The sequence below is a fragment of the Trinickia terrae genome, assembly GCF_005144415.1.
GTDB classification, from domain to species: Bacteria; Pseudomonadota; Gammaproteobacteria; order Burkholderiales; family Burkholderiaceae; genus Trinickia_A; species Trinickia_A terrae.
Genome location: NZ_SWJE01000011.1, coordinates 24,301 through 48,642 on the forward strand (window position 1 = coordinate 24,301; position 24,342 = coordinate 48,642).

Annotated in this window: 21 protein-coding genes; 12 read left to right on the forward strand and 9 right to left on the reverse strand. The window is 65.4% G+C overall.

Annotated features, from left to right (window positions below):
- Positions 1 to 220 precede the first annotated feature (220 nt).
- The 4 genes from FAZ69_RS20455 to ppnP all read right to left on the reverse strand — a co-directional run bounded on the left by FAZ69_RS20455 (position 221) and on the right by ppnP (position 4,411).
- Positions 221 to 2,026, reverse strand: coding sequence for a chloride channel protein (locus FAZ69_RS20455; RefSeq protein ID WP_136896917.1), 1,806 nt, complete (start codon positions 2,024 to 2,026; stop codon positions 221 to 223).
- A gap of 136 nt (positions 2,027 to 2,162) precedes the next feature.
- Entirely contained in the window at positions 2,163 to 2,579 is a 417-nt protein-coding gene (locus FAZ69_RS20460; protein WP_136896918.1) for a MarR family winged helix-turn-helix transcriptional regulator, read from the reverse strand.
- 117 nt (positions 2,580 to 2,696) lie between these two features.
- The gene (locus FAZ69_RS20465) at positions 2,697 to 3,866 is read right to left on the reverse strand and encodes an HPP family protein (protein ID WP_136896919.1); all 1,170 of its coding nucleotides are present in this window, start codon (positions 3,864 to 3,866) and stop codon (positions 2,697 to 2,699) included.
- A 224-nt stretch (positions 3,867 to 4,090) separates the two neighbouring features.
- Positions 4,091 to 4,411, reverse strand: coding sequence for a pyrimidine/purine nucleoside phosphorylase (ppnP, locus tag FAZ69_RS20475; RefSeq protein WP_136896920.1), 321 nt, complete (start codon positions 4,409 to 4,411; stop codon positions 4,091 to 4,093).
- Positions 4,412 to 4,415: 4 nt separating this feature from the next.
- On the opposite strand from ppnP, the gene FAZ69_RS33330 reads away from it, so the two are divergent.
- The 6 genes from FAZ69_RS33330 to FAZ69_RS20500 all read left to right on the forward strand — a co-directional run bounded on the left by FAZ69_RS33330 (position 4,416) and on the right by FAZ69_RS20500 (position 13,168).
- On the forward strand, positions 4,416 to 4,553 hold the full coding sequence (locus FAZ69_RS33330) for a hypothetical protein (RefSeq protein WP_169708709.1): 138 nt from the start codon (positions 4,416 to 4,418) through the stop codon (positions 4,551 to 4,553).
- Between the two features lie 279 nt (positions 4,554 to 4,832).
- The gene (locus tag FAZ69_RS20480; protein WP_136896921.1) at positions 4,833 to 8,018 is read left to right on the forward strand and encodes an efflux RND transporter permease subunit; all 3,186 of its coding nucleotides are present in this window, start codon (positions 4,833 to 4,835) and stop codon (positions 8,016 to 8,018) included.
- A 27-nt stretch (positions 8,019 to 8,045) separates the two neighbouring features.
- Positions 8,046 to 9,266, forward strand: a complete 1,221-nt coding sequence (locus FAZ69_RS20485; RefSeq protein WP_136896922.1) for an efflux RND transporter periplasmic adaptor subunit — start codon at positions 8,046 to 8,048, stop codon at positions 9,264 to 9,266.
- A gap of 86 nt (positions 9,267 to 9,352) precedes the next feature.
- Positions 9,353 to 10,816, forward strand: coding sequence for an efflux transporter outer membrane subunit (locus tag FAZ69_RS20490; RefSeq protein ID WP_240702388.1), 1,464 nt, complete (start codon positions 9,353 to 9,355; stop codon positions 10,814 to 10,816).
- Between the two features lie 101 nt (positions 10,817 to 10,917).
- Positions 10,918 to 11,604 (forward strand): heavy metal response regulator transcription factor, encoded by a 687-nt coding sequence (locus FAZ69_RS20495; protein WP_136896924.1) that lies wholly within the window; start codon positions 10,918 to 10,920, stop codon positions 11,602 to 11,604.
- 79 nt (positions 11,605 to 11,683) lie between these two features.
- On the forward strand, positions 11,684 to 13,168 hold the full coding sequence (locus FAZ69_RS20500; protein WP_136896925.1) for a heavy metal sensor histidine kinase: 1,485 nt from the start codon (positions 11,684 to 11,686) through the stop codon (positions 13,166 to 13,168).
- A 26-nt stretch (positions 13,169 to 13,194) separates the two neighbouring features.
- Here the strand turns inward: FAZ69_RS20500 and FAZ69_RS20505 are convergent, their stop codons facing one another.
- Together FAZ69_RS20505 and FAZ69_RS20510 are read right to left on the reverse strand one after the other, a co-directional pair.
- Positions 13,195 to 14,712 carry a trypsin-like peptidase domain-containing protein gene (locus FAZ69_RS20505; RefSeq protein ID WP_136896926.1) on the reverse strand — a complete coding sequence of 506 codons (1,518 nt, stop codon included), beginning with the start codon at positions 14,710 to 14,712 and terminating at the stop codon, positions 13,195 to 13,197.
- A gap of 149 nt (positions 14,713 to 14,861) precedes the next feature.
- Positions 14,862 to 15,653: an NAD(P)H-dependent oxidoreductase gene (locus tag FAZ69_RS20510; protein WP_136896927.1), complete on the reverse strand. Its 792-nt coding sequence runs from the start codon at positions 15,651 to 15,653 to the stop codon at positions 14,862 to 14,864.
- A gap of 85 nt (positions 15,654 to 15,738) precedes the next feature.
- Between FAZ69_RS20510 and FAZ69_RS20515 the strand changes: the two genes are divergently transcribed.
- The 5 genes from FAZ69_RS20515 to FAZ69_RS34010 all read left to right on the forward strand — a co-directional run bounded on the left by FAZ69_RS20515 (position 15,739) and on the right by FAZ69_RS34010 (position 20,144).
- Positions 15,739 to 16,632, forward strand: a complete 894-nt coding sequence (locus FAZ69_RS20515) for a LysR family transcriptional regulator (protein ID WP_136896928.1) — start codon at positions 15,739 to 15,741, stop codon at positions 16,630 to 16,632.
- 205 nt (positions 16,633 to 16,837) lie between these two features.
- Positions 16,838 to 17,032 (forward strand): hypothetical protein, encoded by a 195-nt coding sequence (locus tag FAZ69_RS20520; RefSeq protein WP_136896929.1) that lies wholly within the window; start codon positions 16,838 to 16,840, stop codon positions 17,030 to 17,032.
- Positions 17,033 to 17,477: 445 nt separating this feature from the next.
- On the forward strand, positions 17,478 to 18,860 hold the full coding sequence (locus FAZ69_RS20525) for a cytochrome P450 (RefSeq protein ID WP_136896930.1): 1,383 nt from the start codon (positions 17,478 to 17,480) through the stop codon (positions 18,858 to 18,860).
- Positions 18,861 to 18,960: 100 nt separating this feature from the next.
- Entirely contained in the window at positions 18,961 to 19,833 is an 873-nt protein-coding gene (locus tag FAZ69_RS20530) for a UbiA family prenyltransferase (RefSeq protein WP_169708710.1), read from the forward strand.
- A gap of 2 nt (positions 19,834 to 19,835) precedes the next feature.
- Positions 19,836 to 20,144, forward strand: a complete 309-nt coding sequence (locus FAZ69_RS34010) for a hypothetical protein (protein ID WP_240702372.1) — start codon at positions 19,836 to 19,838, stop codon at positions 20,142 to 20,144.
- On the opposite strand, the gene FAZ69_RS34015 is transcribed toward FAZ69_RS34010, so the two are convergent.
- Positions 20,141 to 20,398, reverse strand: a complete 258-nt coding sequence (locus FAZ69_RS34015; RefSeq protein ID WP_240702373.1) for a hypothetical protein — start codon at positions 20,396 to 20,398, stop codon at positions 20,141 to 20,143. The genes FAZ69_RS34010 and FAZ69_RS34015 overlap by 4 nt on opposite strands.
- A 405-nt stretch (positions 20,399 to 20,803) precedes the next feature.
- On the opposite strand from FAZ69_RS34015, the gene FAZ69_RS20540 reads away from it, so the two are divergent.
- A complete protein-coding gene (locus FAZ69_RS20540) occupies positions 20,804 to 21,988 on the forward strand; it encodes an ATP-binding protein (RefSeq protein WP_136896932.1) in 1,185 nt (394 codons plus the stop codon).
- Between the two features lie 34 nt (positions 21,989 to 22,022).
- On the opposite strand, the gene FAZ69_RS20545 is transcribed toward FAZ69_RS20540, so the two are convergent.
- Both FAZ69_RS20545 and FAZ69_RS20550 read right to left on the reverse strand, forming a co-directional pair.
- Complete coding sequence (locus FAZ69_RS20545) at positions 22,023 to 23,288, reverse strand: glycosyltransferase family 87 protein (protein ID WP_136896933.1); 1,266 nt, start codon at positions 23,286 to 23,288, stop codon at positions 22,023 to 22,025.
- Positions 23,278 to 24,318 (reverse strand): glycosyltransferase family 2 protein, encoded by a 1,041-nt coding sequence (locus tag FAZ69_RS20550; protein ID WP_136896934.1) that lies wholly within the window; start codon positions 24,316 to 24,318, stop codon positions 23,278 to 23,280. The genes FAZ69_RS20545 and FAZ69_RS20550 overlap by 11 nt, the downstream gene beginning before the upstream one ends.
- Positions 24,319 to 24,342 lie beyond the last annotated feature (24 nt).

Genomic DNA, 24,342 nt, shown 5'->3' on the forward strand with positions numbered 1-24,342 from the left:
GCTTGCCTCCTCGCGCCGCATGACCGCTTCAGCGCACCCCTGGATCCCCGTTTTCTTGTTTCAGTTTATATGTGATGAATTTTAGGCGCGGGCATCCATATGAACAATGAGATTATCGGTAACGGATTCCCGTAAACGTTAACCCGGCGCACGTTATTACCGATAGGGCTTACGAGATCGGGAATATCCGAGGGTAATCGAGCGGCGGCCGCAATGTCGATCAGCCTGTCTTGCGAACGGGCGGGAAATGCCGTTTCCCTGAACCGGGAACGAGCCGGCGGAAGCGCTCTTTCTTGTGCTCCTCGTCGAAGTGCGCAAGCGAGGTTTTCACGAGATCGCTGCGGGAGACGATGCCGGCGAGCCGCATCGATTCCCTGTCGTCGACGACCGGCAGCCGCTCCAGCCCGTGAACCGCGAGCCGCGTGGCGACGGTGCGGCAGGATTCGTTGATGAGCGCGACAGGCGTCGATTGCGTGGCGAGCGCCTCGCCGATTCGCGTGTCGGGGCCGAAGCCGCGCTCGCCGTTTTGCCAGGCGGTGAGCGTGTCGCGATCCGCTATGCCCGCGAGCGCCCCGTCGCGCACCACCGGGTAGGCGCGATGTGTCTGCATCGGACCGAAGAACGAGAGCAGCGCTTCGCGCACGGTTGTGTCGGCGTCGATCGTCTGGACCGAGCGCGTCATGACTTCGTCGACGTAATGCCGCTCGAGCGGGTCGACGCCGTACTCGCGATAGATGTGATAGCCGCGGCGCGCGATCTTCTCGGTCATGATAGAGCGCCGCATCACGACAGTCGCGAAGGCGTGCGCGACGAGCGTCGCGGCGAGCAGCGGCAAGAGCGCGTTGCTGTCGTGCGTGAGCCCGAACGCGAACACGATCGCGGTGAGTGGGGCGCCTAGCGTGGCACCGAGCGTCGCCGCCATGCAGACGAGCGGCCACAGCGTCGGCTCGCCGCCCGGCACGACGTGGCTCAGCACCACACCGAGCCCCGCGCCAAGCATCAGCAGCGGGGCGAGCACGCCGCCCGAGGTGCCGGAGCCGAGCGCGATCACCCAGATGATGGCCTTCACGACGAGGATTGCGATGGCGATCTGCAGCGGCAGGTTCTGGTGCAGCAGGTCGCCGATCACGTCGTAGCCGACGCCGAGCGCGCGCGGCTCGATGAAGCCGCCGATGCCGACCACGATGCCGCCGAGCGTCGGCCACCACATCCAGTGCACCGGCAGCATGCCGAACCAGTCTTCGACGCGATAGAGCGCCGCCGACAAGCCCGACGCCAGCGCGCCGCACAAGAGCCCGGCGATCAGGCAGGAGACGAGCGCCGCCGCGCCGGGCGTGCCGGTCTGGAGCGGGAACAGCGGGCCGGCGCCGAAGAAGATGGCGCGCGCGAAACCGGCCACCGCGCACGCGAACGCGACCGGCACGAAGCTGCGCGGACGCCATTCGAACAGCAGCAATTCGACGGCGAGGAGCACGGCCGCGACGGGCGTGCCGAACACCGCGGTCATGCCCGCCGCCGCGCCCGCGACGAGCAGCGTCTTGCGCTCGGCCGAGGTGAGCTTCACGAATTGCGCGAGCAGCGAGCCGAGGGCGCCGCCCGTCATGATGATCGGGCCTTCGGCGCCGAACGGGCCGCCGCTGCCGATCACGATGCCCGACGACAGCGGCTTGAGCACGGCGACCTTCGGCGACATGCGGCTCTTGCCGAACAGGATCGCCTCGATCGCTTCGGGAATGCCGTGACCACGGATCTTGTCGGAGCCGAATCGCGCGATCAGGCCCACGATCAAGCCGCCGGCGGCCGGGATCACGATCACCCAGGGCCCAAGCGTGTTGAGCGCCGGGGAATGGTCCGCGAACGAGAACTTGCCGAAGAAGAACAGGTTGGTGAACAGGTGGATCAGCCCCAGCAGGACCACCGCCGCGATGGTGCTGAGCATGCCGATCACGGCCGCCAGGGCGGAGATGCCGGGAAGGCGGGCGTTGACGGAGAAGTCCCGTTTGTGGGAGTCGAAATGTGTGTCCATGTCGGTGTGCGCAGTGCAGCGAACGTGTCGATCCGGAGTTGGCGCTTTAGCGCTTACTCCGGTCCCATACAAAGTTGTCGATCCGGAGTTGGCGCTTTAGCGCTTACTCCGGTCCCATGCAAAGCCGGAGGGAGCTTCAGTAGTCGATCTGGGGAACGTTGAAAGCGCCGTCGAGCGATCTCAATTCGGCGCGGTGCAGCTCGGCGAGCCGCGACAGCAAATTCTCACCGGTCTTCTGCAAATGAACCTCGACCTGCCGGCGATCCGTTTCGCTGACTTTGCGCTTGACGAGATCGAGCGCTTCGCAGCGCGACACCAGCGCGACCACGCCATGGTGCTGCGCTTGCAGGCGCTCCGCGAGCTCGCCGATGGTCGCCCATTCGCGGCCGGGGTAGCCCTTCACGTGCAACAGCAGCAGGTACTGCAAAGGCGTGATGCCTTCGCTTTGCGCCGCTTGTTCGGAGAAACGCTCGAAGCGGCGCATTTGATAGCGGAATTCGGAGAGCTGCTCGAAATCTGCTTTGGTCAGACCGTTGCGGGCGGGGGGCTTCATCGTGGTATCGGCGGTAATCATGTAAAGCGAAATAATATCATTACGTGATATAAATGGCCGTGCGGGCGCATCAGGCTCGACGACGGCATGGCGCGGCGCGAGGCCGCGGCGTGCGAGTTACGCGGCCAGCCGCTGCCTGGCCTGCTCCTGGCGATAGAGGCCCGAGATCAAGTCAGCCTGCGTGATCATCCCCACCAGACGCCGATGGACATCGAGCACCGGAATGTGGTGGTGCCCCGAGTTGGCGAAGATGGGAATCAGCTCGGCGATGGGCGTGGCGGTGTCGACGGTGAATACGGCGCGCGTCATCAGCTCGCCGACCACGGGCGCCGCCGCCGGCCGGTTGCGCTTGAACCGGCGCAGCAGCGACAGCCTGGGCTGCGCAGGGGCGCCGAACGCGCGATGCTCGACGAGGTTGGCGCGCGTCACGATGCCGACAACGTGCTGCGCATCGTCGGTGACCGGCAGCGCCTTCACGCCGTGACGCCGGAGCAGGCGCCACGCGTCGGCGGCGTGCGTGCCGCGCATCACGGACACCACGTTGCGCGACATCACGTCGGCACAGCTCAGCTCGGACGAGCTGCGCGCGTGGGCGAGCAATTGCGCATCGCGCAGCAGCGACTCGAGATCGTCGGGAGCGATGTCGAGCAGCTCGCCGCGCCGCTTCACGAGTTCCTGCAGATCGGCGCGCGTGAGGCTCGCATTGGGCGGCATGGCGTTGGCCGAGGATTTGTCGTCGGCGGCGGGGCGCGCCACGTGGGGATAGCGGTGCCCCGTGAGCGCGTGGTAGACGAGCGCCGATGCGAGGAGCGCCGCCGACTGGATCGCAATCGGCTCGAGCACGAAGCGAAAACCGAGCGCATGCACGGCGGAGCCGCCGAGCACGGCCGTCAGCGCGACGGCGCCCGAAGGCGGATGCACGCAGCGCAAGGCAAACATCGCGCAGATCGCCACGGAGACGGCCAGCGCGGCGGCGGCCACCGGGTCCGCCAGCCAGCCCGCGCAAGCGACACCGACCGTCGCGGAGACCAGATTGCCGCCGATGATCGACCACGGCTGTGCAAGCGGGCTCGCCGGAACGGCGAACAGCAGCACGGCCGAGGCGCCCATCGGCGCGACGAGGAAGGGGATGCGCGTATCCGGCCCGAGCAGGACATGCATGGTGACGCCGGTTACGGCAATGCCGATCAGCGCGCCGATGCACGAGCGCAGGCGTTCCTGCCACCTGACGGAGAGCGGACTGGGGACAAAGCTGGCGAACCAGCGAGCGAGGGCGGAACGGGACAAGATTGAGCCAGTTGGAAAGCAGCGTGGGCGACGTCGCGCGGACGGGGCCACACCTTAAGGCCAAACCCCGGCAAAGCGAAGGAACGATATCTCATTATTATATGGCATTGTGATATAAAGCCTCGCGCATGGCCGTTCCTGGACATGATGCGCGAGGCCGAGCGGCAGAACGCCGACATCATCCGGGGGCTCTAACCTCGCGCGAAACCATCAGCCGAAAACCGTCAGCCGTAATGGCAGACGTAGTCGAGCGTCTCGACGACTTCGATATCGAAGCTGCTGTTGCCCGGCACGCCGAAGGTCTGGCCGGCGCCGTACTCGCGCCATGCGTCCTCGCCTGCCAGGCGAATGCGGCATCGGCCGCGCGTCACTTCCATCTTTTCCGGCGCCTGGGTCGAGAAGTTCAGCGACGCCGGAAAAATCACCCCTAGCGTCTTGCGGCTGCCGTCGCTGAACAGTACTGTGTGGGAGACGCACTTGCCGTCGAAGTACGTGTTCGAGAGCTTGACGACCGATACGTTGTCGAATTGCGTTGCGCTGGTCATGCGTGTGAGTTCCTTGATTTGTCATGGGATCCAGGATGATAACCAGCCTTATTCCGCTGCGGCGCAAAATAGCCGCTCGAACCCAACCGCCGAGCTTGCCGGCAAGGGGCGGGCGCAGATGAATGAAGCGGCGAAAAAATAAAACCCGAATCACTTTTCTGACAAGTTGCCAATTCAATCAATTACATTTTAATTACTGACGGGTTTGCCATTTTGGCGCCAGCAAGGCGTTATGCCTTTCGCTTTACGATAGGTCTCGGATCACCGGAAAAGGCGTACCGCCCGGCCTCTTCTCGACGGCTGCGATTGCCGCGGATTGCCTTATCATGCGGCCGCATGGGGCGACCGGTGCAAAATCAGGCGCACACGCTTATCCCGGCGATTCCACTTCCTTTCTGAATATTGCGGGCGCGTCTCAACAATGTGGATTGTCAACGTTGCGCTTAAGCGGCCATACACGTTCATCGTGATGGCCATACTGATATTGCTGGCCACGCCGTTCGCCTTGATGTCGACGCCCGTCGACATCCTGCCGGACATCAACATTCCCGTCGTCAGCATTATCTGGAATTACACCGGTCTCTCCGCGCAGGACATGGCGAACCGGATCACCTCGGTCAACGAGCGCAGCCTGACCACCACCGTCAACGACATCGAGCACATCGAATCGCAGTCGCTGCCGGGCATCGCGATCATCAAGCTGTTCCTGCAGCCGACCGCCAACATCCAGACCGCGATCGCGCAGACCGTCGCGATCGAGCAGGCGCAGTTGAAGCAGATGCCGCCGGGCGCCACGCCGCCGCTCGTCATCAGCTATTCGGCGTCGAGCATTCCGGTGATCCAGCTGGGGCTGTCGAGCCCGAAGCTCTCGGAGCAGCAGCTCAACGACACGGCGCTCAACTTCCTGCGCCCGCAGCTCATCACGATTCCGGGCGCCGCGGTGCCTTACCCGTACGGTGGCAAGTCGCGCCTGATCTCGGTCGACATCGATACGCAAGCGCTGCTCGCCAAGGGGCTGACGCCGCTCGACGTCGTCAACGCCGTCAATGCGCAGAACCTGATCCTGCCCGCCGGCACCGCGAAGATCGGCGCGAAGGAATACACGATCGAGATGAACGGCTCGCCGCCGACGGTGGCGGGCCTGAACGACATCCCGGTGCGCACGGTGAACGGCGCGACGACCTACTTGCGCGAAGTCGCCCACGTGCGCGACGGCTTCTCGCCGCAAACCAACGTGGTGCGCCAGGACGGCCGCCGCGGCGTGCTGATTTCGATCCTGAAGAACGGCGGCGCATCGACGCTGTCGATCGTGAGCGCGCTGCATGATCTGCTGCCGGGGGCGCGGGCGTCGCTGCCGCCTGATCTGAACATCACGGCGCTGTTCGACCAGTCGGTGTTCGTGAAGGCGTCGATCGCGGGCGTGGTGCGCGAAGCGGTGATCGCGGCCGCGCTGACCGCCGCGATGATCCTGCTGTTCCTCGGCAACTGGCGCAGCACCTGCATCATCGCGATCTCGATCCCGCTCTCGATCCTGACCTCGCTGCTCGCGCTGCACGCACTCGGCCAGACGATCAACATCATGACGCTCGGCGGCCTCGCGCTCGCGGTCGGGATTCTCGTCGACGACGCCACGGTGACGATCGAGAACATCGAGCGGCACTTGCACATGGGCACCAACCTGCACGATGCGATTCTCGAAGGCGCGGGCGAGATCGCGATTCCCGCGCTCGTCTCGACGCTGTGCATCTGCATCGTGTTCGTGCCGATGTTCTTCCTGACGGGCGTCGCGCGCTACCTGTTCGTACCGCTGGCCGAGGCCGTGGTGTTCGCGATGCTCGCGTCGTACATCCTCTCGCGCACGCTCGTGCCGACGCTCGCGCTCTTGTTGATGGGCCACGCGCACAAGCCGAAGAACGGCGCGCAGCCGAACCTCTTCATGCGCCTCTATCACCGCTTCGACCAGGGCTTCGAGCGGATGCGCGCGGCCTACATCGTGATCCTCTCCACGCTGCTCGTGCGGCGGCGTTTCTTCTCGACGGTGTTCCTGTCGTTCTGCCTGGTCTCGCTGGGCTTGTTCTTCGCGCTCGGCCGCGATTTCTTTCCGGCCGTCGACGCGGGCGACATCCGCATGCACATGCGCGCGCCCACGGGCACGCGGATCGAGGAGACGGCGCGGCTTGCCGACGATGTCGAGCACGTGATCCGTCAGGTGGTGCCGGCCAAGGAGCTGCACACGGTTCTCGACAACCTCGGCCTGCCGTACAGCGGCATCAATCTCTCGTACAGCAACGCGGGCACGATGGGCACGCTCGACGGCGAGATCCAGGTGGCGCTCAACGAAGACCACCAGCCGACGCAGACCTACATCGACAAGCTGCGTGCGGCGCTGCCGCAGCGCTTTCCGGGCGTCGAGTTCTTCTTCCAGCCCGCCGACATCGTCACGCAGATCCTGAACTTCGGCCTGCCCGCGGCGATCGACGTGCAGATCGCCGGCGCCAACCTGCCCGGCAACTTCCAGGTGGCGAGCGATCTGCTCAAGCGGGTGCGCATGATTCCGGGCGCCGTCGATTCGCACATTCAGCAAAAGCTCAACGAGCCGACCATTCATCTGGAGATGGACCGCACGCGCCTGCAGCAATTGAACCTGAGCGCGCAGAACGTGGCGCAGAACGTGCTGATCTCGCTGTCGGGCAGCTCGCAGACGCAACCCGCGTTCTGGTTCAACACCAATAACGGCGTCGAGTACAACGTCGCGGTGCAGACGCCGCAGTACCAGATCTCGTCGATCGATGCGCTCTTGCGCACGCCCGTTTCCTCCAGCGCGGCCGGGTCGACGCAACTGCTCGGCAATCTCGTGCAGGTGTCGCCGAGCAACCAGTTCGCCGAGGTCACGCGCTACAACATCCGGCCGACCATCGACCTCCTGGTGAGCGTGGAAGGGCGCGATCTCGGCGGCGTTGCCGTGCAGGTCTACAAGCTCGTCGACGAGGCGCGCGCGAAGCTGCCGCGCGGCAGCACGATCACGGTGCGCGGCCAGGTGCAGACGATGCGCACGTCGTACATCGGGCTCGGCGTCGGCGTGGCGATGGCGATCGTGCTCGTGTATCTGCTGATCGTCGTGAACTTCCAGTCGTGGGTCGATCCGCTCATCATCGTGAGCGCGCTGCCGGCTGCCTTGGCGGGCATCGTCTGGATGCTGTTTTTGACCGGCACGCACCTGAGCGTGCCCGCGCTCACGGGCGCGATCATGACGATGGGCGTGGCGACTGCCAACAGCATCTTGATGGTCTCGTTCGCGCGCCAGCGGCTCACGGCCGGCGCGCCGCCGCTCACCGCGGCGCTCGAGGCCGGCGCGAGCCGGATTCGCCCTGTGCTGATGACGGCGTTCGCGATGATCATCGGCATGATCCCGATGGCGCTCGGCCTCGGCGAAGGCGCGGAGCAGAACGCGCCGCTCGGGCGCGCGGTGATCGGCGGTCTGCTGTTCGCGACCGTATCGACGCTCTTTTTCGTGCCGCTCGTGTTCGCCGGCATCCATGGCCGTCTCGCGCGACGCCATGCCGCCAAGGCGAATGGCGACGGACACGATGGCGACGAGCACGTTTGAAGCAACGATTTAACCTGGCTGACTGACATGACTGAAAAAACGCATGCATCCCTGGCGATTCCCGCGCGCGAGACGGCGGACGGCCACCAGCTGCCGCCGCGCACGCGGGAGTGGAAGCGCGCCAAGATCGCGATCGTCATCGCGCTCGTGCTGCTCGCGCTGGGCGCGCTGCGCACGGTCGTCTCGAACATCCTCAACAACCGCACCGTCGCGGCCGTCACCGAGCAGAACGCGAAGCAGTACGTGAACGTCGTGCTGCCGAAGCAGACCGACGGCGGCGGCAACACGCTCCTGCCGGGCACGCTGCGCGGCTTTGTCGAGTCGCCGATCTATGCGCGCGCAACGGGTTATCTGCTGCATTGGTATGTCGATATCGGCGCGCACGTGAAGCAGGGCCAGTTGCTCGCGGACCTCGATACGCCGGAAATCGACCAGGAGCTCGCGCAGGCCATTGCGCAGCGCGATCAGATCAAGGTAAGCCTCGGGCTCGCCAAAACGTCGTACGAACGCTGGCAGCAATTGCGCCAGCGCGACGCGGTCTCGCAACAGGAGCTCGACGAGCGGCAAAGCACGTATAACCAGGACGTCGCCAATCTCGCCGCCGCCAATGCGAACGTGCAGCGCCTGCAGCAGCTCGAATCGTTCAAGCGGATCGTCGCGCCGTTCACGGGTGTCGTCACGCAGCGCAACGTCGACGTCGGCGACCTGATCGATGCGGGCAGCGGCACGAGCCGCGCGCTCTTCGCGCTCGCGCAGGCGGACCCGCTGCGCGTCTACGTGCAGATGCCGCAGGCGTACGCGGAGAACGTGAAGGTCGGAATGCAGGTGGTCGTCACGCAGGCCGAGCTGCCGGGGCAGCAATTCCACGGGACCATCACGCACATCGCCGGCGCGATCGACGTGCCGACCCGCTCGCTGCAGCTGGAAGTGACGCTGCCGAATCCCGACGGCAAGCTGCGCCCGGGCGCCTATGTGCAGGTGGCGGTGCCGTCGACCGCGCACGCGCGCCTGCTCGTGCCCGACAACGCGCTCTTGTTCCGCGCGGAAGGGCCGCGCCTGGCCGTCGTCGATGCAAACGGCACAGTGCATCTGCGCAAGATCGTGATTGCGCAGGATCTCGGGCAATTTCTCGAAGTCGAGAGCGGCATCGAGCCGACCGACAAGGTGATCGTCAACCCGAGCGATTCGATCTCGGACGGCGATCACGTGACGATCGCGCAGCCTTCGGTCGACAAGGAGCTGTCGTGATGGGCGCACGCCGGTTCCTGCCGCCGCGGTTGTTGCCGACGTTGCCTGCGTCGTCTGTCGTCGCGGCGGCTGCATGGTGCGCGGCGATGCTCGCGGCCTGTACGGTCGGCCCCGACTATCAGGCGCCGCAAGCCGAAGCGCCGCCACAGTGGCGCACCGATTCGTACTGGCGCGTCGCCGAGCCGTCGCACGCGCCGCTCGCGCTCGACTGGTGGAAGATGTACGGCGATGCGGCGCTCGACGGCCTCGAAACCCAGGCGCTCGCGCAGAACCAGACGCTCGCCGCGGCCGTGGCCCACTACGAACAGGCGAAGGCGACGCTCAAGTTCACGTCGGCGCAGCAGATTCCGGAGGTCGACCTGTCGGCGCAGGCCAATCGTCTCAAGATCTCGAAGGACCGGCCGGTGACCTCCTACACGACGCAGAACCAGTCGACCGTGCAGAACATGGTCCAGCTCGGGCCGTCGATCAACTACGACACCGATCTGTTCGGCAGGATCCGCCGCGAAGTCGAGGGCGCGAAGGCGTCGGCCGAGCAGTCGCGCGACGATCTCGCGAACGCGCGCCTCGTGCTCACGGCCGACCTCGCCACCGATTACTACTCGCTGCGCGAGCTCGATGCCGAGATCGACGTGCTGAACCAGTCGGTGGTCCTGCAGAAGAAGGCGTTCGACTACGTCAATTCGGAGCACGAGCTGGGCTCGGTATCGGGGCTCGACGTCGCGCAGCAGCAATCGGAGCTCGATTCGACCAAGGTGCAGGCGACCCTGCTCGTCAACCAGCGCGCGCAGTTCGAGCATGCGATCGCGGCGCTCGTCGGCGTGCCTGCGCCGCAGTTCTCGATCCAGCCGAAGGTGCTGGCGATGCAGGCGCCGCAGATTCCGCTCGGCGTGCCGAGCGGCCTGATGCAGCGCCGCCCCGACATCGCCTCCGCCGAGCGCGCGATGGCGGCGGCGAACGCGCAGATCGGCGTGCAGAAAGCGGCGTTCTTCCCGAGCCTCACGCTCACGCCGGGCATCGGCTGGGAGAGCACCAATTTCGCGAGCCTGTTCAGTGCGCCGAGCCTTCTGTGGACGGTCGGCGGCACGGTCGGGCAGGTGCTGTTCGACGGCGGGCGGCGCGCGGCGAACGTCAAGTTCGCGAGCGAGGGCTATCAGGCGGCGCAGGCCACCTATCGTCAGACGGTATTGGCCGCGTTCCAGCAGGTGCAGGACGGGGTGACGGGCCTCTCGGTGCTCGACGATGCGTCGAAGCAGTCGCACGCGGCAGTGGAGGATGCGCAAAAGCTCCTGCAGCTCGCGAACGACCGTTACTCGGGCGGTCTCGTCGCATACCTGAACGTGATCGACGCGCAGCAGTCGCTCCTGACGAGCGAGCGCCAGGACGTGCAGATCCACGGGCAGCAGATGACGCTGTCGGTGGCGCTCGTCAAGGCGCTCGGCGGCGGGTGGGACGTGACGGCGCCCGACGCGGGCAATCCTGCGCAGATGGCGCAGGGATCGCAGGCAGGACCGCAAGCGGAACACACGGCATCGATTCCGCAGCAATGACCGTGCCGAGGGGCCGCCAGCGCCTCGTACGCCATGACGAGAGCAGAAGGAGAGGGACACTGCGTTTCATATAATCAAACAGCGCAGACGAGGGATACGAAATGAAACTACTGATCGTGGAAGACGAGCACAAGGTCGTCGATTACCTGCGCTCCGGCTTGACCGAGCAGGGCTGGGTGGTGGACGTCGCGCCGGATGGCGAAGAGGGCACGCATCTCGCGATCGAGTTCGACTACGACGTGATCGTTCTCGACGTGATGCTCCCCAAGCGCGACGGCTTCGCCGTGCTGAAGGCGCTGCGCGCGCACAAGTCGACGCCCGTCATCATGCTGACCGCGCGCGACCAGATCAACGACCGCGTGCGCGGCTTGCGCGAAGGCGCCGACGACTACCTGACCAAGCCGTTCTCGTTCCTCGAGCTCGTGGAGCGCCTGCATGCGCTTGCGCGGCGCACGCGCTCGCAGGAATCGACGCTGATTTCGGTCGGCGATCTGTACGTCGACCTGATCGGCCGCCGTGCGAGCCGCGACGGCGTGCGGCTCGATTTGACGGCCAAGGAGTTCCAGCTGCTCTCCGTGCTCGCGCGCCGGCAGGGCGACATCCTATCGAAGACGGCCATCACCGAGCTCGTCTGGGACGTGAACTTCGACAGCCATACGAACGTGGTCGAGACCGCGATCAAGCGCCTGCGCGCGAAGATCGACGGCCCGTTCCCGACCAAGCTGCTGCATACGGTGCGCGGCATGGGCTATGTGCTCGAAGTGCGCGAGGAGGCTGAATCATCATGAACGACCCCCACGCTCACTATCGTTCGCTGCCCCCCGAGGGGGCTGATGCCTCCCTTGGGGCGGCCCGGCGGGAGGCATCATGAACAGGTCTATCGCCAGGCGCCTCGCGATGATGTTCGCGCTGGTCGCCTTGTTCGTGTTCGCGCTCGTCGGCACGGCGTTGTTCCTGGTGCTGCGCACGCAGCTCGAGCACCATCTGCGCGAATCGCTCGACGATCGCCGCGAGATCGCGCAACTGATCGTCACGCATTCGGTGACGCCCGAAAAATGGAAGATGGCGCGCGAGAAGCTCACCGACATGACACCGCGCGACCGCAGCACGCAGTACTCGGTGGCGAGCTCCGATCCGCGTTTCCAGTACGGTCATCCCGTCACCGGAACTGTGCTCGCGGACTGGGGGCTCGGGTACCAGAAGATGCGGCCGGACGGCGGCGCAGCGGACATGCTCGTCAACACGATGACGATTCCCGCGAGCGGCGCGCGGCCGGAAGTGCAATTGCAAGTGGCCGCGTCGTGCGCGCCGAATACGCGGACGCTGCGCGCGTTCGGCGTGGCGCTCGCCGCGCTGTGCGCGCTTGGCACGCTGGCGGTGCTGCTGCTCAGCCACTCGGTCGCGAAGCTGGGGCTCGCGCCGCTCGCGCGCCTCACGCGCGATGCACAGGCCGTGAGCCCGAACAACCGTTCGCAGCGGCTCGACGCGCGCTCGCTGCCGCTCGAATTGAACGACCTCGCGAATGCGTTCAACGGCGCGCTCGAGCGGCTCGACGTCGCGTATGGGCGGCTGGAGTCGTTCAACGCCGATGTCGCACACGAACTGCGCACGCCGGTCACGATCCTGATCGGCCAGACCGAAGTCGCGCTGACCGCGCGCAACCGCTCGATCGAAGATCTGCGCCATACGCTGCAATCGAATCTCGAAGAGTTCGAGCGCATGCGCGGCATCATCAACGACATGCTGTTCCTCGCTCGCGCCGATCAGGGCGAGCGGGCGACGGGGCTCGTCGAGGTGTCGCTCGCAGCGGAGGTCGGGCGCACGCTCGACTATCTCGAGATTCCGTTCGACGAGGCGCAGGTGCGGGCGGTGTCGCACGGCGATGCGCGCGCGCCGGTCAATACGTCGTTGTTCGGGCGCGCCTGCACGAACCTGCTGATGAACGCGCTGCAGCATTGCTCGCGCGACATGACGGCGACCGTCACGATCGCGCGCTACGGCGAGCACGTGCGCATCTCGGTGGCCAACCCGGGCAAGCCGATCGATCCGGCCGCGCTGGGTCATCTGTTCGACCGCTTCTATCGTGTCGAAGCCTCGCGGACCAACAGCCGCGAAAACCACGGCCTGGGGCTCGCGATCGTCAAGGCAGTGGCGGAGATGCACGGCGGCACCGTGTTTGCGAGCAGCGCGAACGGCGTCAACACGTTCGGGTTTTCGGTGGCGGCGGGGCCGGATGCGCCGCGCGAGCCCGGACGCGACAAGAGCGGCAAGCGCGAAACCGCTGCACAGCCGCGCGCGGCGGCCGAACTCGCCGCGGCTGCTTCGGCCGGCGCGCGCGCTGCCGGGCGCTGAGGCTGACCGGCTTCAGCGCCAGCGCTTCATTTAAGCTCGAGCGAAACGAAGCTGCGCGTGTTGTCGCGCTGGATCAGCAGTGCGACTTCCTTCCCTGATTTTGCCGCCAGCGCCATGACTTGCCGCTGCGAACGGACCGGCGTGCCGTTGAACGAGATGATGATGTCGCCGGGCTGGATCCCGGCGCTCACCGCGGCGCCCGAGACGCCATCCACCACCAGGCCGCTCGCGAGGCCATTCGCGCGCAATTCGGCTGCGCTCATCGGATGCGTGGTCAAGCCGAGGCGATCCGCCACGCTGGCGTCGCTTTGCCGTGGTCCGGCCTCGTCGTCGGCCACGGTGGCGCTCGTGCCGCCGCCGGTGCCGATCATGACCGTCATCGGCCGGCGATTGCGAATCACCTTGAGCGCGGCTTTCGCGCCGAGCTGCGGATCGGTGAGACGGTCGGCGAGATCGACGGCGCGATCGACGGGCTGGTCGCCCACCTGCACGACCACGTCGCCCGGCCTCAGCCCGCTCGCGGCCGCCGGCGTGCCGGGCTCGACAGCCGTGACGAGCGCCCCCGCGGCTTGCTGCAGGCCGAACGCGCCGGCCAGCCCCGGGTCGACATCCTGCACATCGATGCCCAAGGCGCCGCGCGAGACTGTCGCCTTGCGCTGAGCCTGCATCTGGGCCTGCGTCTGCGCTTGGATCTGCGCCTGCACTTGCCCGCGCACCTTGTTCGCGAGGTTGATCGGGATCGCGAAGGTCAGGCTCTGGTAGCGCTCGGTGTCGGCGTAGATCTGCTCGTGAATGCCGACCACTTCGCCCGCGCGATTGAAGACCGGTCCGCCCGAGTTGTCGGGATTGACCGAGACGTCGGTCTGGAAGAACGGAAAGCTGTTGCCGTCCTGCATCAGATGAGGGATGGCGCTGACGATGCCGACGGAGACCGTGTTCTCGAAGCCGTAGGGCGAGCCGATCGCCAGCACCGGTTCACCGATGCGCACGCGCGACGAATCGCCAAGCTTGACGGTAGGCAGCTGCGCGGCGTTGATCTTGAGCACGGCGACGTCGGTTTGCAGGTCGGCGATGAGCGTCTTGGCCTTGTACCGGCGCTTGTCGGTCAGCGTGACCGTGACTTCCTCGGCCGAATCGACCACGTGGGCCGTGGTCAGGATGAGGCCGTCGGAACTGACGATGAAGCCAGATCCGCTGCCCGATATCGCGCGCGGTGGGCTGGCCAGCGCATCCACTCCCTGCGACAGCGCCATGCGCCTGAAGAACGCGATGAACGGGTCGTCGGTATCGATCGGGGCGGGCATCGGCGTTGGCGCCGACGCCTGCTGGTCCGCGGCGGCCGCGCTGATGTTGACCACGGCGGGGCCATAGCGCTCGACGATGGCGGGGTAGTCGACTTGCGCGGAAGCGTTGACGGCGGCGGCCGCGCGCGGCGGCGCAGCGCCGGCGGCGAAGGCTGTCGAATGCAGACAGGGGCATCCGGAGACGAGCAGAGCCAGCGCGGCTGCGTGGAGCCACGCGCGAGCGAGAGACGAGCGAAACACAGCGCACCTCCAAGGCGGTCGTATGCCGGGAGCCGGGCGCTCATGGGCGCCGGAGGGCTGGCAAGCACTGTTGGCTGCATTATTTCGCGCGCAACAAGCGGCGACTGTGATGTAGCACACCGTCGCGATGGAAAACGCAGCGCGCGCCGTCAGCGTTCACGCGCATCGGCGACGTGCACGGCGAAGCCGGCCTGCTCCGGCGCAATCTCGGGCCGCAGCGTGAGCGCCGGAATCTCGTACGCCCCCGCGTTTTGCCCGCGATACGGAATCGGCGCCGTGTGCAAAAGCGTGTCGAGACGCTCGCCGAGCGCGCCGGAAATCTCCGCATAGCGCGCGTCGTTCATGCGGCTCGTGCGATAGACCACGAACGGCGGCAGCACCTCGAAGCCGGGGTAGTAGAGGATGCCGTGCTGAATCGGAAACAGCACGTCGTCGATCGGGCCGTTGATGCCGCGCGGGCTGTAGTGCGATTCCCAGCCGCCCGTCGTCACGATCAGCATCGCGCGCTTGCCCGCCATCGTGCCTTCGCCGTAGCGGTCGCCCCAGTGCGAATCCGAGTGCTCGCCCACGCCGTAGGCGAAGCCGTATGCGTAGACGCGCTCGACCCAGCCCTTCAGGATCGCCGGCATCGAGAACCACCACAGCGGGAACTGCAGGATCAGCGTGTCGGCCCACTTGAGCTTGTCCTGTTCGAGCGCAATGTCTTCACTTTGCAGGCCGTTCTCGAACGCATGCTTGGAGTCGAGCGACGGATGGAAGGGCGTATCGGTTGGGCGCTCCGTGATGTCGTTTTCGTCGAGTGTGGCTTTCCAGTTCATCGCGTACAGGTCGGATACCTGGACTTCATGTCCGGCTGCCTCGAGGCGCTTGACGGTGAAGTCCCTAAGCGAGCCGTTCAGCGACGTGGGTTCGGGGTGGGCGTAGACGATCAGGACATTCATGCTTCACTCTCCAAGGCAAGGAGAAAGCAGGATAGGGTCCGGCAAGGTATATTGGAAATGAATTACCAATATTCCAGGTATTGCCATGAATAATCTCAGACGGCTCGACCTCAACCTGCTGGTCACGCTCGATGTCCTGCTTTCGGAGCACAACGTGACGCGCGCGGCGGAGCGCCTGAACTTTTCGCAGCCGTCGGTGAGCGTCCATCTCGCCAAGCTCAGGGATATCTTCGGCGACCCGCTGCTGCTGCCGGGGCCGCGCGGCATGCGGCCGACCGCGCGGGCCGAGGCGCTGCGCGAGCCGTTGCGGCAGGCGCTCGAAGCGCTGGAGCTGGCGGTGTCGCCGGCCGATGCATTCGATCCGGCGGAGGCCGAGAACACCTGGCGCGTCGCCGCGACCGACTATGGCGAATCGACGATCGTGCTGCCGGCGCTGCACCGGCTGCGCACGGCGGCGCCGCGCTCACGGCTTGCGGTGCTCGAGCTCGTTCCGCCGCGCATTGCAAAGCAGGCGGAGCGGGGCGAGATCGACCTGGCGTTCCATATCACGAGCGATGCGCCGCCGGGCTTGCGCAGCCGGCCGCTGTTCAAGGAGCGGTACGTGCTCGTGGGGCGCGCCGGGCATCCGCGCTTGAAGCGGCGGCCGACGCTCGCGCAATTCTGCGCGCTCGAGCATGTGATCGTGTCGCCGGACGGCGGCGGGTTTTTGGGCGTCACGGATCAAGCGCTTGCCGCGGCGGGGCTTGCGCGCCGGGTCGCGCTGTCGGTGCCGCATTTCCTGTTCGTCATGTCGGTGCTCGCGAGCAGCGATCTTGTCGCGATGCTGCCTTCGCGCCTCGTGCGGGATGTCGGCGCGCTGCAGGTGGTCGAGCCGCCTGTGGAGGTGCCGGGGTATGAGATGGCGATGCTTTGGCATGAGCGCTCGCATCGCGATCCGGCGCATCAGTGGCTGCGGGAGTGCATCGCGGATGCGGTGTGAGCGCGGGCGCTGTGCGCGACGCGCGCGGAGCAACGATGGGCTCGCTGCTTTATGCGGAGGTCGCGCATGTGAACAACCGCGGAACGCGGGCCGCTGTCGCTGTCTCGGTAAGTCGTTTTTGTGGCCGTAAACGGCCATTCGACTCATCGGTCAAGACCGCCGCCAATCTCAGCTTTACACGTCGAATAAAACAGGAGTCTCGATCATGTTGGACGATGCGGTCCTGTTGGCCATGCAGAAAAGCGTTTTGTGCTGGTTGGCTACCGTGGATGCGTTCGTCCAGAAGGGTTTCAAGCTCAAAGGCCGGGCAAGACTCGTTAAAAAAAGCGGACGGCGGTTTCGAAGCGTTTTCACAACCGCTGACGAAAATGGCTGCGCCTCGGCACATCCGCACTCGTGAAACTGCTTGCGTCGAGGCTGGCAAGCCAAGCAACTGCTTAAGCCTGTTCAACGGATCTGCGAAAGATGTGAAGCCTCTGCCGCCAAACGACCGCGCACCTGCCACTGCCCCCGTGAATTCAAGGGATCCGGCAGGCTGGACCGTCGTGGACAATCTGGAATGATGTATCCAATAAAAATATCTATGCCATTTGAGTGTTTTCTCGCTTCTGTCAATTAGTTTGACAGTGCCGATTGAACTGATGCACACGATTGCCAAATCGCTTATGCTTGACTATCGTGAAAAGCGGCTCTTCCATTTCATCCATCCATCCCGGCTATTAATCTTCAAGGCCGAATGCCGTAAATCAAGGGTAGGGTAGACCGTTCAGTAATGCAATTAAATATAAACATGCTGTTGCTCGATTTCGCCGCTTTGGGGATTTCTGACGCTCAGGAGAATATAGATGGACGTTGCCTCAGATGACAATTCAATGAATTCGCTCAAATCCGATGCCCTTGATGCGCCGATTCCTCATGCGCCATGGCGCCTTCCCATCCTCGGACACAGCGTGCAGCTTTTCACGGATCCGCTGCCGTTTGTCGAGAAGCTCGCGCAGATTGGCTCGCTGGTCCGAGTCGACCTGGGCCGGCTTCCCATGCTCCTGATAACGGATCCGGATCTGACCCATCAGGTGCTGCAAGACAGCCGCACTTTCGACAAAGGCGGCCCGCTTACCGACAAGATGCGCGAATTGGCAAGCAACAGCTTGCTCACCAGCCGCTACGACGACCACAAGGTTCAGCGCAAGCTGATGCAGCCTGCGTTTTCGCGGACACGCATCGCGGGCTACGCAAGCGAGATGAATCAGGCGATCGACGCCGTCATAGGCCACTGGCAAGAAGGCGACGTGGTTGAAATTACCGCTGCCTGTTACGAAATTGCGGCGCGCAGTGCGTCCCGCACCATGTTTGCCGCCAATGTGACGGGCGCTGCGACCGCCTCCGTGGTCGAGGACTTGACCACTTATCTTGGCGGCCTGTTCATCCGGCTGATGGTGCCTTCGCGTCTTATGCGTCTTCTGCCGACCCCAGCCAACGTTCGATACAACGGGGCCATGCGTCGGCTGCACATGACGATCGACCGGATGATCGACGCGTACCGGCAGTCCGGCGTCGATCACGGCGACCTTTTATCCATGATGCTCGCTGCACGTGACGAAAACGGAGAGCCGTGGACGCATAAGGAAATTCACGAACAGGTGCTGACCATGTTTCTCGCGGGAATCGAGACAACCGCGAGCGTCATGGGCTGGACGATTTATTTGATCTCCCAGCATCCGGATTTTGCCGAGCGAGTGGCGGCTCAAGTGATCGATACCGTGGGGGACGCCGAGCCCCAGGCAGATCATTTTCCCAAGCTTTCGGAAATTCGTTGCGCCGTGATGGAGACGCTGCGGCTCTATCCGCCCGCTTGGCTGTCGACGCGTGTTGTAACGCGTGAAACGACGCTTGGAAAATATCGTCTGCGCGCAGGCGACGCTGTTGCTTACAGCCCGTACGTTCTACAGCGGAATCCCGCGCTGTTCGAGGCACCGGAGCGGTTCGCACCGGAACGGTGGCTGCCGGAAAACGCAAAGTCAATGTCGAGCCGTTCTTTCATCCCATTCGGCGGCGGTGTATTCAAATGCATCGGCGATCAGTTTGGAGTAATGGAAGTGACACTGACGCTGGCAAAAATCCTCTCTCGATGGCGATTGTCTCCAGTCACGAAAGATCGCGTTCGACCGGTACCACGTCGGGCGCTCCTGGCGCCAAATAAGTTCGAAATACGGCTGGCGGCACGTTAGCGCGCAGTTCGAGCGTGTCTGTGATCGACGATCAGCACAAGAAAATGCCATGCGAACCTCAAACCATCGTGAATCGATCCGTGCAACAAGGGAACAGACATTGACTGACCTGCTCAAGCAGATTCGCCTTGAGCTACGCATTGCCTATCGTTTCGTCCGAAGCGATCTATGGACAACCATCTATCCGGGCGCAGCGGTATCGGTCTCGGCGCTGTTGCATGCTTCCGCGATCAATGCGGCCGAAGTCGAGCGTCTCCTTGTTGCGATCGTGCAAATTTGCCTTCTGTTTTATGGCGTAGCGCTTTCGGAGCAATGGCGAGCCGAAGAAGAGGATCGCCTGAACAAGCCTTGGCGGCCTCTCGCCGCCGGAATGGTGACATTGAGTCAGTTAAGAATTCGATGTTTCGCAATCTGGCTGACAATTCTGCTTCTTACATACGCGTTAGGAACAATCTGGTGGGCGGTCGCCGTTCTCACGGTATCGTTGTTGCACGCCCACCTTGGCTTGTCGCGCCAGTGGTGGGCAAAGAGCGTTTTGCCGCCATTGGCGCTGCTGAGCATGATGGCGGCGCAGTGGCAAGCCATGGCGCCAATGAGTTTCGAGATCTGGCGTTGGGGCGCCTGGATGCTGGGGATGACCGTCATGACGATCGCGGTCCAGGATCTGCGCGATCTCGACGGCGATCGTGCGGTAGGGCGGCGCACGTTTCCCATGGTATTCGGCGAAAGCTTCGCGCGCGTCTTGTTCGCGATTGCTTTCGTGTCTTTATTGCTGCCGGAATTCCTGCTTATGCGAGTTTCACGGCATACCCCACCGCAGGTCGACGTGTGTTTTATCGTTTCTGTTTTGCTGTCTTTGATCCTTGCATGGAGAGTGATCAATCGGCATGGACGCGCGGAAGATCATCGAACGTATCGAGTCTGGGAGTATTGGTTTGCAGCAATGTTCGTGAGTATGGGTTTCTGCATATAGGCTTGACACAATGTGATATCGGGGCAACAACGGCCGCGTGGCGCGACCGTCAGGCGCTTGGCCGCACGTTCGAAAAGCGGTGTCCTGGCGTGTCCCGCGCGGCGCGGCTCGCGTCGGTGTTCTTGAGCACGTCCCGAACCGCAACCAGCTTGTTCGGATCCGCACCGGTATCGCCGTTGCCGCTGACCGTCGACGTGATCGCCCAGATCGTTACGGTGCCGTCATTGTCGACACGTCCCGTCAGGTTCCGCAGCCCATCCGTCGCCGGCGCCCACGGCAGGCCGGTGACCGAGTTCGTGCCCGGCGGCTAGCCCGGCACCGAATACCGTGCACCGAGATTCAACCCGGCCTGCAGCGTATAGGCGGGACTCCAGCGCTTCGTCCCGGCGCTGCACGCCCACTTCTGCAGCCCGGCCGCCGTTTGCCCGGCCGCGTGCGTGTAGAGATCCGCGCCGCCCGCGTAGCCATCGCCTTCATCGGCCACGTAGAGCGTATTCGCATCGGCGAACCAGAGTCCGAAAGAGGCGTTGGTCTCGGTGAAGCGGAAGTGTCCGTTGCGGTCCACGCGCCCGACGGCGCGATCTGGTCGAGAACGATGCGCGAGGTGACGCCGAAGGCGGCGTCGTACAGGACGTTGTTCCAGACGTAGGGGTAGGCGCCGTCGGCGGGCGCGCCGGTGGCGGTACGTCGAAGTCGAGGCTAGGGGGCAGCATTCATGTGCAGTCTCCGTACGGGATCGAAAGGGTTTTTCTCTGACGGAACAGCGCAACAGCAGGGGGTGACAGCGAGGTGCAAGTAAGGCGCGGTAAGGCGCTCGATACCCTGGCGGGACTTGATGAAGGATTGATTGCGGCGGGGTTCCAAGGGGAATCGGAAAATAGAAGCCAAATCCGCAAGGTCTTCCGCGTTTTGCCGAATGCCGGCTCGGCGATCATTGGCATTGGTAAAAAAGTAACGGCGAAGCGTAACCGTGAAGACCTCGTTTGCAAGAGCGGCGCTGCTGTCGGTCGCCGTATTGCTCGCCATGCATGGCGGCATTCCACTTCCGTTCTCCGCGCCATGGCTCGACGGCGGACAGGCGCTCGCCGCCGATTCGGCCGCGGCGCCGCACCCGCATTCGCGCGTGGACGCATCCGCTGCGCGCGCCGCGAGCGCTTTGGCGATCAAGCCCAGTGTCTCCGTCAAGCCGCGCATCGTCGATTTGAACGCGCCGCTCGTGCGCAACCTGCTGAGCGAAGGCTGCTTGCCGCAGGCGTTGGTCCGCGTCGCCGGCTCGCGTCTGCCGGAGAGCGGCGGCCAGCCGGATGCGCCGATCGATGGGGGCCTCGCGCCGCTGCTGATCGCCGCGCCGCTCGCGCTCCTCGGCGTGTGCCTCTGGTCGCGCCGCATGCAGCGCGCGATGCGCGATCTGGCGCGCACGATACGCGAGTCCCATGCGTGCGGCGGCGCATCCGCGTGCACCGGCGGGCCGCGCCGCGTGCGCGCCGCCGCCCGCACGTTCGCGGAGCTCATGTGCCGCCGCAAGTGCGCGCTCGACGAGCAAGCGGAGGCACTGTCGGCTTTCGGACGGCACATCGACGTGCGGGTCTCCCGGTTGCGCCTGCGTGCGCTCACGCTCGGCAAGTGGCACCAGCGGGCGGCGTTCATCGAGGAGATCGAGGCATTTGCCGCCGTCGCGAATCAATTCATCGACATAGCCGCGCCGGGCGCGGCGGCGAACTCGGCGCTCGTGCCGGTCGATGCCTACTTGCGCGACTGGTCGCTGGAGGGCGGCGCGCTCGACGAGCGGTCGCTGCGCCTCGATCTCAGGGCCGGCCCGCAGTTCATGCTGCCGCGCGCGGCGCTCGAACGGATGATCGGCAACCTCGTCGGCAACGCGCTCCTGCACGGTGCGCCGCCGATCGAGATCGGCACCGCGCGCGGGCCGCGAACCTGCACGCTCAGCGTGCGCGATCACGGCTCGGGCATCGAGGAGCGCCACCTGCCCGCGCTGCAACAGCCGTCCGTGCGTCCTGAAGCGATGGGCAGTCTCTGCGAAAACTGGGGGATGGGGCTCGCCATCGTCAGCCGGCTCGCGGAGAGCTGCGGGGCGACGCTGGTACTGGGCAATCATCCCGAGGGCGGGATGTGGGCGCGCATCACGGTGCTTGGGTAGCCGATTCGCCGGGCGCGAGCCGCGTCCCGTTCGACTACGCTTGCCGCTGCCCCACGCGCCGCAACGCGACCCATAGGACCGAAAGCAGCACGAGCGGGCCGATCTGCGCGAGCCCCGCCCAGATATTGAAGTACTCGTAAAGCGGCAGCAGCCAGGCGAGCGCGACGACGGCTGCCTCGCCGCGCCGCCATCCGCTCTCGAGCCCGAGCGCAGCGAGGCTCGCGACGGCGATGCCGAGCCACGCCAGTTCGTAGTGCCACGCGTAGGGCGTCGTGAGCAGCGCGGCGGCGCCGAGCGTCATGGCGCGCAACCGGGCGTCGGCGGTGCGCTTCCAGACATGCCAGGCGGCCGCGGCGGCGACGGCGGCCACGGCCGCCTGCGCGGCATAGGCCGCCGCGAGCGGCGCCCCGGAGAAGCGCAGCACGGCGAACGGCGTCGGCGAAGCGAATGAGAAAGCCACGTCGCGCTCGAGGATGAATTCGCGCGCGAGGCTCATGTTGGCGAAGAACCCCGTTAGCGAGCGCATCCCGCACAGCCAGACGCTCGCCGCCGTGAACGTCAGCGCGCTCGCCGCGGCGGCCGCGAAGGCGCGCCAGGCACGCGCGGCGCAGAGCACGAGCGGAAAGAGGAGCGCGAACTGCGGCTTGACGGCGAGCAGGCCGATCAGGATGCCTGCCGCGAGCGGCCGCCGTTCGAGCATGGCGATGGCGCCCGCCGCGAGCGCGGCCGTGAGCAGCGAATTCTGCCCCGCGACGACGCCGATGAACACGCACGGGGCGCCTGCCACGAGCAGCGCGGCAAGCCATGGCCTCTCGAACGTCCGAGCGAGGCCGGACACGCTCAGCGTGGCGCTCGTGTAGGCCAGCACGCCGAGCGCGGCGAACGACACATAGCCCCACGGATAAGGCCCGAACGGCAGCCAGGCGAGCGGCATCACGGCGGCGAGGAAGGTCGGCGGATAGAACCACGGCCCGAAGCTGCCGGGGGGCGCGTGCCCCAGCATCACTTCGAGGTGCGTGAACAGGGAGGTGTCGTAGGCCTGCCAGGGCACGCCGTCGCGCGCCAACCGCGCGGCCGCCCAGAACACCGAGAAGTCCGCGCCGGGCCGCCCGGCGTTCGCCGTCGTGAAGCCATGACTCACGCCCGCCCAGGTGACGAGAAAGACGGCTTCGAGCACGAGCATCGCGAGACCGTAGACGACGAGCCGCTCGCGCGTCAGCCACCCGCGCGCACTCGGCGCAAGCGGGCCGCGTGTGACGGGCGGGAGTGCGAGACCGGCTCGCACCTCGTCATGCGGCATGGCTTTGCTCCTCGTCAACCTGCCGCGCGCGTCGCTCTCTCTCCCGGATGCCGCTCGCCGCGCTCAACTCGCCGACGGCATGGTTGCCGCGATAGCGGCCGCGCACGAGATAGACGGGGCGATGCTTCGCCTCGTCGTAGATGCGGCCCATGTATTCGCCCACCACGCCGATGCCGATGAGCTGGATGCCGCCCATGAAGAGGATGATCGTGATGAGCGAGGCGTAGCCCGGCACCGGGTTGCCGAACAGCAGCGTGCGCAAGACGATGAATCCCGCGTAGCCGAAGGCCGAGAAGGCGATCGCAAGCCCGAGGTAGGTCCATATCCTGAGCGGCACCGTGCTGAAGCTCGTGATGCCTTCGAGCGCGAGGTTCCAGAGCCGCCATCCGGAGAATTTCGAGGCGCCGTGGCGGCGCGGCTCGCGCCGGTAGTCGACGATGACGGTCCTGAAGCCGACCCACGCGAAGAGCCCCTTCATGAAACGGTGGCGCTCGGGCAGATCTTGCAGGGCATCGACGACGCGGCGGTCCATCAGGCGGAAGTCGCCGACGTTCTCGGGCAGCTTGACCTCGGCGAGCGCGTTGTGGAACCGGTAGTAGAGCGCGGACATGGCGCGCTTCATGAAGGTGTCGCTGGCGCGGTCGGTGCGTCGCGCGGCCACGACCTCGGCGCCCTTTTTCCATTCCTCGGCCATGACCGGGATGAGGCTCGGCGGGTCCTGCAGATCGCAGTCGATCGGGATGACGGCGTCTCCCGCCGCCTCGTCGAGGCCGGCCGTCAGCGCCGCCTCCTTGCCGAAGTTGCGCGTGAGGTCGACCACGCGAATGCGCGCATCGCGCGCGCCGGATGCGATGAGCGCATCGAGCGTGCCGTCGCTGCTGCCGTCGTTGATGCAGACGATCTCGAAGCGGATCCAGTCGATCGCCTCCAGCACCGGCACGGTTTCGGCGAAGAACGGCTCGACGGCCGCCTCCTCGTTGTAGAACGGCACGATCAGCGAGATCAGCGGCTTATCGGTCTCATCGGGCATGGTTTCCCCCGTTTGGCGCGAGTG

What these genes read in the sequence shown, in the direction of transcription:
- FAZ69_RS20460 (WP_136896918.1), bottom strand. Translation starts at nt 2,579, where the DNA reads ATGAAGCCCCCCGCCCGCAACGGTCTGACCAAAGCAGATTTCGAGCAG.
- FAZ69_RS20490 (WP_240702388.1), top strand. Translation starts at nt 9,353, where the DNA reads ATGCTCGCGGCCTGTACGGTCGGCCCCGACTATCAGGCGCCGCAAGCC.
- FAZ69_RS20455 (WP_136896917.1), bottom strand. Translation starts at nt 2,026, where the DNA reads ATGGACACACATTTCGACTCCCACAAACGGGACTTCTCCGTCAACGCC.
- ppnP (WP_136896920.1), bottom strand. Translation starts at nt 4,411, where the DNA reads ATGACCAGCGCAACGCAATTCGACAACGTATCGGTCGTCAAGCTCTCG.
- FAZ69_RS20515 (WP_136896928.1), top strand. Translation starts at nt 15,739, where the DNA reads ATGAATAATCTCAGACGGCTCGACCTCAACCTGCTGGTCACGCTCGAT.
- FAZ69_RS20495 (WP_136896924.1), top strand. Translation starts at nt 10,918, where the DNA reads ATGAAACTACTGATCGTGGAAGACGAGCACAAGGTCGTCGATTACCTG.
- FAZ69_RS20545 (WP_136896933.1), bottom strand. Translation starts at nt 23,288, where the DNA reads ATGCCGCATGACGAGGTGCGAGCCGGTCTCGCACTCCCGCCCGTCACA.
- FAZ69_RS20485 (WP_136896922.1), top strand. Translation starts at nt 8,046, where the DNA reads ATGACTGAAAAAACGCATGCATCCCTGGCGATTCCCGCGCGCGAGACG.
- FAZ69_RS20510 (WP_136896927.1), bottom strand. Translation starts at nt 15,653, where the DNA reads ATGAATGTCCTGATCGTCTACGCCCACCCCGAACCCACGTCGCTGAAC.
- FAZ69_RS20525 (WP_136896930.1), top strand. Translation starts at nt 17,478, where the DNA reads ATGGACGTTGCCTCAGATGACAATTCAATGAATTCGCTCAAATCCGAT.
- FAZ69_RS20500 (WP_136896925.1), top strand. Translation starts at nt 11,684, where the DNA reads ATGAACAGGTCTATCGCCAGGCGCCTCGCGATGATGTTCGCGCTGGTC.
- FAZ69_RS20550 (WP_136896934.1), bottom strand. Translation starts at nt 24,318, where the DNA reads ATGCCCGATGAGACCGATAAGCCGCTGATCTCGCTGATCGTGCCGTTC.
- FAZ69_RS20520 (WP_136896929.1), top strand. Translation starts at nt 16,838, where the DNA reads ATGTTGGACGATGCGGTCCTGTTGGCCATGCAGAAAAGCGTTTTGTGC.
- FAZ69_RS20480 (WP_136896921.1), top strand. Translation starts at nt 4,833, where the DNA reads ATGTGGATTGTCAACGTTGCGCTTAAGCGGCCATACACGTTCATCGTG.